General features: G+C 36.3%; 13 protein-coding genes. 7 read left to right on the top strand and 6 right to left on the bottom strand.

Annotated features, from left to right (window positions below):
* Positions 1–310: 310 nt before the first annotated feature.
* Entirely contained in the window at positions 311–559 is a 249-nt protein-coding gene (locus FC81_RS10695; RefSeq protein WP_057746837.1) for a hypothetical protein, read from the top strand.
* Between the two features lie 403 nt (positions 560–962).
* The gene (locus FC81_RS10690; RefSeq protein WP_057746834.1) at positions 963–2,387 is read left to right on the top strand and encodes an MFS transporter; all 1,425 of its coding nucleotides are present in this window, start codon (positions 963–965) and stop codon (positions 2,385–2,387) included.
* 263 nt (positions 2,388–2,650) lie between these two features.
* Here the strand turns inward: FC81_RS10690 and efp are convergent, their stop codons facing one another.
* Positions 2,651–3,208 carry an elongation factor P gene (gene efp / locus FC81_RS10685; protein ID WP_057746831.1) on the bottom strand — a complete coding sequence of 186 codons (558 nt, stop codon included), beginning with the start codon at positions 3,206–3,208 and terminating at the stop codon, positions 2,651–2,653.
* 319 nt (positions 3,209–3,527) lie between these two features.
* Between efp and FC81_RS10680 the strand changes: the two genes are divergently transcribed.
* Positions 3,528–4,175, top strand: a complete 648-nt coding sequence (locus FC81_RS10680; RefSeq protein ID WP_057746828.1) for a DUF1345 domain-containing protein — start codon at positions 3,528–3,530, stop codon at positions 4,173–4,175.
* Between the two features lie 109 nt (positions 4,176–4,284).
* Here FC81_RS10680 and FC81_RS10675 read toward each other — a convergent pair whose 3' ends face one another.
* A complete protein-coding gene (locus FC81_RS10675; protein ID WP_057746825.1) occupies positions 4,285–4,902 on the bottom strand; it encodes a sugar O-acetyltransferase in 618 nt (205 codons plus the stop codon).
* Positions 4,903–5,167: 265 nt separating this feature from the next.
* Positions 5,168–5,299, bottom strand: a complete 132-nt coding sequence (locus tag FC81_RS11235; protein WP_268871917.1) for a hypothetical protein — start codon at positions 5,297–5,299, stop codon at positions 5,168–5,170.
* Between the two features lie 279 nt (positions 5,300–5,578).
* Here FC81_RS11235 and FC81_RS10670 point away from each other — a divergent pair, with 279 nt between their 5' ends.
* Positions 5,579–6,367 (top strand): tyrosine-protein phosphatase, encoded by a 789-nt coding sequence (locus FC81_RS10670; RefSeq protein WP_235804686.1) that lies wholly within the window; start codon positions 5,579–5,581, stop codon positions 6,365–6,367.
* Between the two features lie 92 nt (positions 6,368–6,459).
* On the opposite strand, the gene FC81_RS10665 is transcribed toward FC81_RS10670, so the two are convergent.
* Positions 6,460–7,149, bottom strand: a complete 690-nt coding sequence (locus tag FC81_RS10665; protein ID WP_057746822.1) for a beta/alpha barrel domain-containing protein — start codon at positions 7,147–7,149, stop codon at positions 6,460–6,462.
* A 210-nt stretch (positions 7,150–7,359) separates the two neighbouring features.
* Here FC81_RS10665 and FC81_RS10660 point away from each other — a divergent pair, with 210 nt between their 5' ends.
* Both FC81_RS10660 and FC81_RS10655 read left to right on the top strand, forming a co-directional pair.
* Positions 7,360–8,265, top strand: a complete 906-nt coding sequence (locus FC81_RS10660; RefSeq protein WP_057746820.1) for a phosphatase PAP2 family protein — start codon at positions 7,360–7,362, stop codon at positions 8,263–8,265.
* Between the two features lie 42 nt (positions 8,266–8,307).
* Complete coding sequence (locus tag FC81_RS10655; protein ID WP_057746817.1) at positions 8,308–9,180, top strand: cation diffusion facilitator family transporter; 873 nt, start codon at positions 8,308–8,310, stop codon at positions 9,178–9,180.
* 113 nt (positions 9,181–9,293) lie between these two features.
* Here FC81_RS10655 and metF read toward each other — a convergent pair whose 3' ends face one another.
* Complete coding sequence (metF, locus tag FC81_RS10650; protein ID WP_057746815.1) at positions 9,294–10,157, bottom strand: methylenetetrahydrofolate reductase [NAD(P)H]; 864 nt, start codon at positions 10,155–10,157, stop codon at positions 9,294–9,296.
* Positions 10,144–12,408, bottom strand: a complete 2,265-nt coding sequence (gene metE, locus FC81_RS10645; RefSeq protein ID WP_057746812.1) for a 5-methyltetrahydropteroyltriglutamate--homocysteine S-methyltransferase — start codon at positions 12,406–12,408, stop codon at positions 10,144–10,146. Before metE ends, metF begins: the two co-directional genes overlap by 14 nt.
* A gap of 142 nt (positions 12,409–12,550) precedes the next feature.
* Between metE and FC81_RS10640 the strand changes: the two genes are divergently transcribed.
* Positions 12,551–13,483, top strand: coding sequence for a LysR family transcriptional regulator (locus tag FC81_RS10640; RefSeq protein WP_057746809.1), 933 nt, complete (start codon positions 12,551–12,553; stop codon positions 13,481–13,483).
* Positions 13,484–13,586: the final 103 nt, after the last annotated feature.

Raw genomic sequence — 13,586 nt, 5'->3', positions numbered from 1 at the left:
ACAAAGTAATTAGAACTTTTATAAGTGGATTCACCAACAACAGTTGACGAAGAGCCTCTTTTTATTTTTACATTTTGGTATCTTCTAGTATATTTTTTGGCGCTCACGTTACATAAAAGTTGCATAAAACTAAAAATTTTACAAAATTAGTCTATCTTTTTGGATAATTATTTTGTTATAAGCTGCGATAGCTATATAATTACTTATTTTATTTGTTGAATTTTTGGGTAATATATAACTCTTTATAAGTCTTATTTCTTGCGTGTTTATGTTATCAGCGTATATTACTGACTGAAAGAGGGTAATAAATGTGGATAAATTGGCACTGAAATTAGGTATTAACAGTGTAGATTATACTATAACAAAAGTTAGCTTAGCAGGGCAATTTAAAGGTGAATTCATAGAGTTGACAGTTAGCGAACATTTGAGTAAAAGTGATATCTATTCTTTTTCAAAATTAATAGTGGACAATAAAGTGTACCTTTTTTACGGAACTAGTAAACCTAAGAATATGGATGGAACAGTTCTAAAGTTTAAATTAGTTACGCAACATGAATAAGAGGATAACTAACTTATGTCATTGAATTAAAAATATCTTGAATCGATTGATGCTTAGGACATAGAGACACCTGCGCTGGTATATGCTTAGCTAAGGGTCTTTAAATATTAAAAGGAACACGTGTGTCCTAGAAAAGACTATTGAAATGTTAATTTATGTAATATAAAAGAAAGACAAAAAGCTTACATCAAAATGATATGTCATTTTGATGTAAGCTTTTTGTGTACGCGGTATTTTCTAATTTTGCTCATTACACTTCCACAAGCATGCTATAATATCCAAGGACACTACATATAGTGCTGCAATAATACATAGTACTAAAGATTTTTTATATTACTTTCGTGCAGAAAGGTTTTGTAGTAATAGATGTAGCTAAGATCTAAATTTTAGGCAAAAGCAAGGGATCGTATTTGTGGAAAAGAACAATAAGTTAGTTATCTCAATTATTTCGATAGGATTATTAAGTTTCTTAGGGATTGTGATTGAAACAGCCTTAAATATTACATTTCCGAGACTAATGCGTGCTTTTTCAATTTCAGCAAGTACAGTTCAATGGCTGACAACAGGTTATATGTTGGTTTCAACTGTACTGATCCCTTTTGGAGCATTTTTAAGAAAAAGATGTAGAATAATTTCTTTATTTAGAATAGCTGTTTTTAGTTTTCTGGCAGGAACGATCTGTGCGGGTTTTGCAGAAGATTTTTTGTTTCTTTTACTGGGACGTTTGTTACAGGGGGTGGCAGCAGGAATAGGTCTTCCATTGATGTTTTCACTTATTTTGGAACAAGCTCCCCGAAGATCTGTTGGGACGTTTATGGGAATTGGTAGCTTAGTAATTGCCTTTGCCCCAGCAGTTGGTCCTGCGTACGGGGGCGTAATTCAAAGAGCATTTAGTTGGCATATGTTATTTATCTTATTACTGCCACTTATTATTATTACATGGTTATTAGGAGAATTTAGTATACAGCAAGTTGCACCGACTAAAAAAGTTGCTTTTGATCTACGAGGCGGGATCTCACTAGCGGCATTATTAACTGCGACTTTATTGTTAATTGTTAACCTTACATCTGGCAATGGCTCATTGATACTGCAAATCTTGCTTATAGTAATCATAATAATTAGCTGTGCGGCTTTCCTTTATTTTGAGAGAAACAATCCGCAGCGTCTACTAGAAATAACTTTACTTAAAAATACACAGTTTATAAGCTTATTAATACCGTTTTTCTTACTGCAATTAATGTCTCTTAGCATGTCATACTTGGTGCCTAATGTACTGGAATTAGGTTTTAAGCAATCTACAACGGTGGCTGGTTTTTTAGTCTTACCTGCAGCCGTTGCTGATGCAATGGTAGCGGCAGTTGCAGGTCTTGTTTATGATAAGATCAATCGCTTTTTACCGATACTCGTCGGAACAGGGCTTATCATGCTGACCTTTTTAGCAGCTAATTTACTTGTGCCAAGTGTAATCACACTAGTGTTAACATATACGATTTTTATGGTGGGGTTGGGTTTCAGCTACAGTAATATAATGACACTGAGTTTATCAAGACTTTCTACAGCAGTAACTAACGATGGTAACGCAATTTATATGACTGTGCAATCGTATTCAGGAGCAGTAGGAATAGCACTCTCCGCCTCGCTGATCTCATTTGCACAAAAACAGTCTGCTGATCTTGAGATGGGGACGAAGGCGGGACTTAATCTGAATTTATTGGTCTTACTTTGCTTAGCAATAATTGTTCTATGTTTTTGTCTAATTAGCGTGCGGCAATCAGTAAGGGAGTCGGTAGATGGACTTCAAGATACCAAAGAACTTTCAAAAAAATAAGAAACCAAGTGATATGCTTAGTTGGATCAATAGCTTATTGTTATACTGTTATCTTACTAGTTAAAATTACTTATTTCTTCAAAAAAAAGGAGCTGTGCCAAAAGTTAAGTTTTGGCACAGCTCCTCTTTTATTCTGTATAAACGTGTTCCATAAGTCAAAATTCTCCGTCTAACTTCGAATTACTCATAGCAAAGTACTCGCTATGTTCGTAATTTTGAGTTAGTACTCAAATTTTCCCGACTTATGTCACACTCTCTTTTAATTATGCTCGTTGTTTGTAAGAAGCATTTGAAGTATTGATTACTAATACATCGCCTTCTTGAATAAAGTCGGGCACACTTACAACTAAGCCGGTTTCCATAGTTGCGGGTTTGCCACCACTACCAGCAGCAGCTCCCTTGATATTGGGTGATGTTTCTGTAACACGCAAGTTAACGGTTGTTGGTAATTCAATGCCAATTAATTCTTCCTTGCAGAAGTTTAATTGGACCTTTAATTCAGGAATCAAATATTTGATTTCGTTAACGATCTGTTCTTCAGAAACTTCGTATTGATCATAGGTATCTAAGTCCATAAAGAAGAAAATATCACCTTGCTTATACAAATACTGTGCTTGCTTTTTGTCAACAATGGCTAATTCGACCTTTTCAGTTGGTCGCATAGTTGTTTGGACAATAGAGTTAGAACGAATATCCTGTAATTTCATTTGCATAACGGTATTACCTTTACCGGGTTTGTGGTGATTAGTCTCAAGTACTTTAATTAATTTGTTATCTTTTTCAAAAACCATGCCTGATTTTAAATTGATCGCTTCTATCATTTGTGATACACTCTCCATCTTTTATTAAGCCTAAAGTTTCTAACAATTGAGCCGACAAAAGCTAGGCGGAGCCAGGGATAGTGCAAAACCTAAAATCAACATTTCAAAATCCACCAATCATTTATATTTACTAACCCTTCAATTCTAACATATTAAAGGTACTTAAAGAATGATTCAACGTTATTTAAATAGTTATCTTTATTAAATTAAGTCTAAACCAGTTTTATCTATCCAATTTAATGCTAAATAGTCGAGTTTCAAGCGGCGACAAACTACAATGATAATAAAATGCTTACAGTCAAAATTGGGGGGAGTTTGTATGAAAAAAAGTCAACGACGAAAATTATTTCGGCAAAAGCGTGTCTATTTTGTCGTAGCCATTGTAGCGGGGGTACTGAGTGGTTTTGCACTGAAAGTCTATCTTGATTGGGCGACGTCATTATTGATGAGTTGGAATGTAGGGGCTATAACAGTCATGGTTTTGATGTGGCTTAACTTTCAGCCACTGACAGGAGAACATACCCGCAAAATCGTTGAAACTGAAAATATTCGGTATTCTTTCTTAGATATTGCAATTATTTTAGCTAGTTGTGTTAGCCTCGGGGTAGTCGTTTTTTTAGTGACGATAGGCAAAGGTAATCCGATTGAACTAGGAACAGGGCTGCTCAGCATCCCTGTTTCGTGGAGTTTAGTTCACGCAGTGTATACTTTCCATTATGCGGAACTATATTATAAGAAAAGTACTGATAAAAATGAGGGGGGAGTAGATTTCAATAATGCAGAACTGCCAAGTTTTTGGGATTTTGCCTATTTATCCTATACAATTGGGATGACTTATCAGGTTTCAGATACAAATTTTTCAACTACTAGTTTTCGTAAAGTTGCCTTGGGACATGCACTTATTTCATTTCTCTTTAACACAGTTATTATCGCGGTGCTGGTTAACTTTATTGCTGACTTGGTATAGAAACATAGCTAGAGTAATAAATGCAGTGAGACGGGTAATACCATGAGCTAATAAGCTTTAGGCGCGTTTAAAATGTGATTATAGTCTCAATTAATTCAGCTTTCGTAAGCTATTTAGCTCTTAGTTCTAAATAAGCATTTTTTTCAGCTTGCCAGAATGCCTGGTCGCTACTTGTAATTTTACGGATAGCACGTGCTGGAACTCCAGCGGCGAGCGTATTAGCGGGGATATCTTTTGTGACCACTGCGCCAGCCCCGACCACTGTATTATCACCAATTGTTACTCCGGGACAGACAGTAACATTACCACCTAGCCAAACGTTATCACCAATAGTGATGGGATAACCATATTCGAGTCCTTCATTCCGAATAGCAGCTGTAAGAGGATGACCTGCGGTATACAGACCTACACGCGGTCCAAACAAAACATTGTTCCCGATTGTAATTGGAGCAACATCAAGAAAAATACTTTCATAATTAGCATAAAAGTGCTTGCCTAAATGAATGTTTATACCATAATCCATCCGTGTTGGAATTTCAATGTGGGCATCACTGCTAGGGCAATCAATCATGTTGGTCAGTAGTTGTGTCCGTTTAGTATTTTCCAGTGGTTGAGTGTGGTTATATTCATAGATATGCTGTTTAGCAGCTTGCCGCAGCATAACTAATTCAGGATCGCCAGCTGCATAGAGTTTGCCCGCAAGCATCATTTTTTTCTCTGATGTCATAAAAGACCTCCTTAATGAAGTTGATAAGGGTATTTTAGCACGAAATATTGGGTATGGGAGGAGCGCTGCTCAAATAAAAAAAGCTGGGCAAAAGATGACCTTTACCTAGCTTAACTGTATTATCTTAATAAAATTTAGTCTAAAAATTGTCAATCTTACTTGTCTTGGGTACTAAAAACCTCTAGTAGTTCGGCGATATGATTTAACCTATATTCATTATTCGTGAACTACGAGAAGTCTACAGGTCAAAAAGTAAAAGATATTCTTAAAATTGACTGTCTGATTCCCCGTTCTTAGATAGTTCAAGAATATCAAAAAGCGCTTTTGCCAGTGTGTTGTTTTTATTTTCAACACCATGCTGGCGTAAAATATTGCTGATATCAGTTTCTGTAAACATAGACCATTCACCTCCCTTTCTAAATAATAAATTAAGTATAATACAAAAGTCAAAAAGAACAATAAAAAAAGCAGTAGTTTTAAAAAGAATTAGGTTTAGTCTGACTATGAAAACTTAGTAATAGCAAGGACTATATAAGATTTATTAAAAAAAGTTCTAAGCGTAAATAATAGTTCAAATAGAGAGCAGCATTGTATAATTAAATCAGCCATAGGTAATAGCTGAATTTACTGGTAGACCAATGGTGGTTTCGTGGTTGGAAAAGGGAGGTAGAGTCATATGAGTATGAAACGAGAACGAATCTTAGACATACCGACCAGTGTGAATTTACGTGAGTTGGGTGGGTATCGAACACGGGATGGCCGGATGATCAGATGGCAAAAACTGCTTCGCTCAGGGGATATGAGCCGCTTGTCTTCTAAGGCTGCTAGAAAATTAGCTAAATACGGTCTTGACTATGTGATTGATCTTCGCTCTCCGTTTGAACGTGAGATGGCACCGGATAACCTTCCGCGGCAAACGACGTATCGGTCATATCCGGTGTATCCGCTAGGAAATGCTGAATCGTCAGATTTACCGACTATTGATAAGGAAGATCTAACTGATGAACTTTTTGAAGAGCCATATACTACAATGGTCTTAAGTAAACATTCACAGTTAGCTTTTCGGATGATGTTCACAGATTTACTTGCTAACGCTAAAGAAGAACATTCACTGTTGTTTCATTGTGCAGCTGGCAAGGATCGAACCGGAATTGCTAGTTTCTTGATTTTATCCGCATTAGGAATTGATTATCAGGTAATCAAGCGTGACTATCTATTGACTAATCTTATTTTTGAATCGGCCGATAAGAAGACTTTGAAGCAAAAATTGCACGGTGATAACTTAAGAGACTTGATCACTGAGATGAATTCTTCATTTTATGTTCAAAGTCAATCATTGGATAGAGCGCGGCAAGCGTTGATGACTAATTATGGGAATATCCGGACCTACATGCACACGGCTATGGAGTTGTCAGATACAGATTTGAGTGACCTGCAACGAATCTATTTAAAAAGAGATAGTTAGTATTTTAAAGTTAGGTCTTATTACTATTTAAATAAAAAAGCTTCATGCTAAAGAACGCATGCAGCTTATCTAAAAATAATTGCAGTTGATTATTAATTTTCTTGACGGTATTTTTCCATTTTCTTTTGGAAAGTTGCTTCGGTCACGCCGTATGCAGTAAAGGTAATTGCGTTGGCACCAGCATCAATCGTTTGCTTGATCTGTTCATTGGATTTGCCACCAGATGCAATGATTGGGAAGTTAGGTGAGATGGTAGCTAGTTCTTGTCGCAACCAGCGAACAAGGTCGGCGGTTTGTTTGCCACCAGCAACGTTAAAAGCTTTAACGCCGGCGTCGATTCGTTTCTTTACGTCAATACTTTTATTTACAACGGTATAAATAATTGGAATATCAACAACTTTTCCTACACTCACAACTGTTTCAAGTGGAGTAGGAGCATTAAGGACAACAGCTTGTGCACCATTTTCCTCTGCAAAAAAACCGATTGTGGCCGAACGTAAGCCCTTTGTGAGTCCACCACCAATACCTGCAAAAATCGGAACATTAGAAACAGTTGAAATGGCTTGTAATATTTTGGTATTAGGGGTCCAGGGGTAAACGGCCAAGACAGCATCTGCGTTACAATTAGCAATCACCGCAACATCCATGGTATAGATAATACTTTTGATCCTCTTACCGAAAAGATTGATTCCCGAAGCATCCCTGATAATCGCTGGTGTTTCAACAATATCAGCTCTGAGTTTAGAAGTTAAGTTTGGAACAACTTTTTTAGGTTCTAACATAATCTGACCTCGATTTTTAGTAGTTTAGTGGGTGCAAGAAGTTGAGAGACTCAAGCACTTTTACTAAGATAAATTATAGAAATAAAAGCGTCTGATAGCAAATATTGTGCTGTTTTTTCAGAGAAAGTATTACTGAATGTTTGTTAGCTTCCCAAGCTGAACTATAATTTTATACCAATACCATTCGAAGAATAAAAAAGGAGTGAATATATGCGAGCTATTTTAAAAGAAAATTTATTTATAATGGTAGCTGTTAGTTGCGTGTTTCTTTTAAGTATTGCAACTTTTAAGGACCTAGAGCTCAGTAATGCTCTTATTAACTATCATAGTTTTTTCGGGACTACTTTTCAGACATTTGGTGAGTTTCCGATATATTTTATTTTCATTATAAGTGGTGAGATAGCATTGATCTATGCTATCCGCTGTGGAGGACATCGATCATTTAGCATTCCTTTATTTATAGGTGGTTTTGCATTGTCCGCTTGGCAGGTGGAGCAGTATTTAAATGAAATTACGCATTATTCGCTTGCAGCGTTGACTAATCTTTACAATGGGAAACCACTCGGGATGCATAGTAACGATGTGGCCGTTTTCTCTGTGACTCCGCAAGTAAAAGTACTTCTGTGGCTTGGGCTATATAGTAGTATAACAATTGTCATTTTTTTATGGATGAAAAATAAGCGAAAAGAAGAGTTGCAAAAATACCTATTAGTGGCTGTCTTTGCTTCGTTGACGGCGCTTCTTTCACTAGAAATAAATGGTGTTCTTAAGGCTTTCTGGGGGCGAGTACGACCATATGAATTGAGCACCTCCCAGCATAATTTTACTTCTTGGCTGCAGCCTAACGGTTTCACTGGACATAGGTCCTTTCCTTCAGGACATACGATGGCAGCAACTCTTATGGTGGTCTTTTCATGGTTTACTGTTGGTAAAAGACACACGAGGGTGCTCATTGTAGGGGTATTCTATGGTGCGATTATGGGAATAGCCCGTATTATTATTGGAGCGCATTTCCTGTCAGATGTCGTATTTTCTTATTTCTTAACACTATTAGTAGTTTTTATTATGCATGGTCTTTATAATCATATTGTAAGTGACGAATTAAAACTAACTTAGTAAGTATTGAGGAAAATAGATTATTAGTAAGGGGTGGGTCAAGTGAATAAATATAAAGAGCGTTATGGGATGCCTTTTAAAGTGGGAATAGGTCTGAACCTAATCTATATTATCTTTGAACTTCTTTTTGGAATTCTTTTTAGCTCAGTTGCTTTGATGACTGATGCGATGCATAACCTTAGTGATGTTTTTGGTTTAATAGTTTCATGGCTTGCCGGTATTATCAGTTTTAAGGAAAAAACACCTAAGATGACTTATGGCTACAAACAGGCGACGGTCTTGGGTGCATTTGCTAATGCTACTTTTGTTCTAGCAGCTATGGTGTGGATTATCATTGAAGCAATTATTAATTTTAATCCGCAGGGTTCAAAACAAGGTCTGAGTGTTGCTGGAATTGCATTGATTGGTGTTGTGATTAATTTTACAACAGCCTTTTTATTTCAAAAAGACAGCCAAGAAGATTTGAATATCAAGGGTGCATTTATTCATATGGCGGCTGATGGAATGATTTCATTAGGAGTTGTATTTTCTGGCTTATTAATCAGTATCACTGGTTGGGGAGGAATTGATTCACTCACAAGTATTCTCGTGGCGATCATAGTGATCTATTCTTCATGGGGATTACTGCGTCAGTCCTTATCACTATTAATGGCGGCTGTCCCAGAGGATATGGATATTGATCAGATTATTAAGGTTGTTAAATCATTTAATGAAATAACCGACTATCATGATTTACATGTTTGGGGGATTGGAACGAACGATGTTGCAATGTCAATACACATTAGTTTAGAAAAACAGTCGGATTATGCAGATGTTTTGGGAAGATTGACAAGTAATTTGAAAGAAATAGATAAGGTAACTCACACGGTCGTTCAAGTTGATTGTCCACAAGTAGAGAACGAAAATGACTTTTAATAATCCGAAAACAAAAGACATAAAAAAATGAGTTCGAGACTTTTGTCCCAAACTCAATACTTTAAAATGAATTTTTGGTTATAGACTGAAACCATTAGGTTAAATAACTTGTATTATTGTTGGTTAGTTTTAAATAAAGAACCAATTGTATTTTGAATGTCAATCGCTGTTTTTGCATGGTTCATCGTATATAGATGAATGCCTTCAACACCGCGTGTCAGCAAGTCAACGATTTGATCAACAGCATAAGCTAATCCTGCTGTGCGTAATGACGCAGGGTCATGTTCATATTTATCAAAAATAGCAAGAAATTTTTGCGGAAGATGAGCAGATGTTGTTTTGATAAGTCGTAAAGCTTGTTTTCTCGTAGTTATGGGCATAATACCCGCGATGATTGGAACGTTAATATCAGCTAAGGCACAATTTTCTTTGAATGTAAAAAACTTATCGTTATCGAAGAAAAGCTGTGTGATTAACTGATCGCAACCAGCATCAACTTTTTGTTTCAGGTAATGAATATCTGAAACTAAGTTAGGTGATTCTGGATGGATTTCAGGGTAGCAGGCTCCTAAAATTTTAAAATCAAGGTTCTGTTCATGGATAAACTTAATTAGACTACTGGCGTACTCAAAGTCTTTTTTACGCGGAATCTCTGGAATAATATCACCTCGAAGAGCCAGTAACTGATGAATATGAAGTGAATTCAATTCTGTCAAAATCTTTTTGACCTGCTGAGTGCTGAGGTAAGCAGCAGATAAATGAGCAATTGCTGGTATGTTTAGATTATTATTGATGTAGCTAGCCAGTCTGAGTGTGGTTTCTTCAATATTATTCTTATTATTACTACAAGTGACACTAATGAAGCTGGGCTTAAGTGTTTGTAATTGATCAAGAGTGGCTTTGATATTTACAATACCTGTCTGTGTATTGGGCGGGAAAACTTCGAAAGATAGTGAAGGCGACTTAGTTTTCACCATCTTCAAGCTCCTTTCGAACTTCTTTTGTGGCACTCGTTAGATTCTCCAAGCTTGCTCTTGTTTCATTTTCACCACGTGTTTTAAGACCACAGTCAGGGTTAACCCATACTTTTTGTTTTGGTACTTTTTGTAAGATTTTGCGAATTGCATCTTTAATTTCTTCAACTGAGGGAACTCGTGGTGAATGAATGTCATAGACACCAGGCCCAACTTCGGTTTGAAAGTTTTTAGCTTGTAACTCATCAAGAATTTCAAGATTTGATCGTGAAGCTTCAAATGAAATAACATCTGCATCCATATTGTCAATTGCTGGTATGATGTCAGTAAATTCACTGTAGCACATATGTGTATGTATCTGTGTCTCAGGTTTGACTTGGCTGTGAACTAAGCGGAATGCTGGAATAGCCCAGTCGAGATACTCACTGTACCAGTCACTTTTACGCAAGGGTAGTTTTTCGCGTAACGCAGCTTCATCAATTTGAATGACACGAATACCGTTAGCTTCAAGATCTAGCACTTCATCTTGAATCGCAAGTGCAATTTGCAACGTGGATTCACGCACTGAGATATCTTCACGTGGAAATGACCAGTTTAAAATGGTTACAGGGCCAGTCAGCATCCCTTTAACTACCTTGTTGGTCTGTTCTTGAGCATATTTAGACCATTTGATTGTGATAGGCTTTTGTCGGGTGACATCTCCCCAAATAATCGGGGGTTTAACACCGCGTGTGCCGTAAGATTGAACCCAGCCATTTTTACTGAAGAGATATCCACTTAAATTTTGTCCAAAATATTCAACCATATCATTACGTTCAAATTCACCATGTACTAAAACGTCGAGTCCGATATCTTCTTGCCACTTAATCCATTCATTTATTTTTCCAGCAATAAATATGTCATATTCTTTTTGATCTAATTCATGACGTTTGAGTCGAGCGCGCATTTTCTTGACCACACGTGTTTGCGGAAATGACCCAATTGTAGTAGTCGGAAGAAGAGGGAGTTTAAATTCCTTTTTCTGCAAGACTTCACGTTGGGCAAATGCTGGGGTGCGGACGAAAGCTTCCTCAGTTAGACCAGCAATTTTTTCTTTTAATTTTTTATTACTTTTAATTCGGTTGCCAGTAAATAATTTTTGATTCTTAGCAAGCAGTTTATCAGCCTGACCATCTAAGATGGAAGAAAGCTCGCCAAGTTCAGCAATCTTTTCTTTTGCGAAAGAAAAATGTGCCTTTACCTCAGGACTAAAGTTTTCATTGGCTACGCTGAAGGGGACATGCAGTAAAGAACACGAAGTCGAAAGAACAATTTTTGTGGCAGGCAATTGTTTTACTGTCGCTAGTGTTTGTTGGTAATTGTTATGCCAGATGTTTTTACCATTGACGATTCCAGCGAATAAAACTTTTTCATCAGGAAAACCATTTTTTACGAGTTCTAATGTCTTACGTCCCTCGATAAAGTCTAAACCGAGTCCATCAAAATCAAGTTTGATTAAATCAGTATAATTATCACGGACATCTCCAAAATAAGTTTGTAGTAGAACCTTAAGACTGCCCTTTTTGGTTAACAAAGCAGTGTATATTTTATTGAATAAGGCTCGATCCTGAGGTGACATATCCTTGACGAGTGAAGGCTCATCAAGTTGCAACCATGATGCCCCCAGCTGGTTAAGCTGTGAAAAAACGGCTGTATAAGCTTCTATGATTTGTGAAATAAAATCTTCTGGCTTTGTTCCATTAGCAAACTCGCTTAAGTTAAGAAGGGTGTATGGACCAACCAATACAGGACGTGTTTTGATTCCTGCTGTAAGAGCCTCTTTGAATTCAGTAAAAATTTTGTTGCCAACTAATTTAATTCGTGTTGTTTTATCGAATTGAGGAACAAGGTAGTGGTAATTAGTATTAAACCATTTTTTCATTGGAAGAGCTTTGAGATCGCCCTTTTCGCCTTGATATCCACGGGCAAGTGCAAAATATTTGTCAAGAGGACTGAGTTTTAGCTCTGCTGCTTTTTGCGGGATAATGTTAAACAATAAAGCTGTGTCAAGTGTTGTATCATAGAATGAAAAATCATTGCTTGGAATATAATCGACACCAGCTTCTTGAAGTAGTTTCCAATGTTTCAAACGTAGTTCTGCTGCTCGAGTAAACAATTCTTTTTGTGTAATTTCATTGTGGAAGTATTTTTCAGTACTGAATTTTAATTCACGATTCTCACCAATACGTGGGAACCCGATAACAGAAGTTGCCATATAGTTATCCTCCTTTTTTGATTATGAATAAGGTAACATTATATTTGTTTATTGGATAAGTGTTATAATCAATGATTTGATATAGCTATTAACTATATGAAGATAGTAAGATGAAATTATAATCTTTAACAGGAGGTATAGGATGCGGTTAGAACAGTTGGAGTATTTGGAAATGATCGTCAAAACGGGTTCTTTCAATGAGGCGGCTAAAAGACTTTTTATGACACAGCCGAGTCTTTCAAGCGCAATAAAAAAATTAGAGGAAGAGCTAAGCATTAAAATACTATTGCGAACAAAAACTGGAGTTTCTTTAACAGCTGATGGTAGAGAGTTTATGAGTTATTCCCGCCAAGTGCTTGAACAGGTTGAGTTGCTGCGGGGACGGTACAAAAAAAATGAAAAACGAAAGAAATCTTTCTCCGTTTCTGCACAACACTATGCTTTTGTTGTTAATGCATTTGTTGAATTGTTGCGGGGATTAGATGTTGATGAGTACAATTTTACTTTACGTGAAACGGAGACACAAAATATTTTTGACGATTTGAATGATTTTAAAAGTGAGCTGGGAATTTTATATTTAAACAGTTTTAATAGCAAAGTCTTGCAAAAAATAATGTTAGAGAATGATTTAGAATTTCAGCCATTGTTTATAGCAAAACCACATATTTTTGTTGGATATCGGAATCCACTGACTAAAAAAAAGTGTGTTAATCTAGCAGACCTTGAGGACTATCCATACCTTTCGTATGAGCAGGAAGATGCCAACTCATTCTTTTTTGCTGAGGAAGTTTTAAGCACAATCGTCCGTAAAAAAAATATTAAAGTGAGTGATCGTGCGACTATCTTTAATCTAATGGCAGGAGTCAATGGGTATACAATTAGCTCGGGTATCATTAGTAGCGATTTAAATGACGATAAGATTGTTGCAATACCGCTTAATGTAAATGATTCAATGACGCTGGGATTGGTTAAACATAAGCAGCTTGAATTAAGTCTAATTGCGCAGCAATATTTACAAATATTAAAAAGACATATTCGAAATTATGGATTTAAAATTATCAATGAGAATAAATAAAAAGTACAGTTAGTTGGATGTGTTTAATTTATTTTATAAATCAAAGTAAAATTATCATACAGCTTTGTTAAAGAAAATATTCAGAGCCATAAAGCGTTATCAA

The sequence above is a fragment of the Liquorilactobacillus capillatus DSM 19910 genome (assembly GCF_001434915.1).
GTDB lineage: Bacteria > Bacillota > Bacilli > Lactobacillales > Lactobacillaceae > Liquorilactobacillus > Liquorilactobacillus capillatus.
The sequence above is the reverse complement of the archived record's forward strand: the minus strand, read 5'-3'. Positions and strand labels throughout refer to the sequence as shown.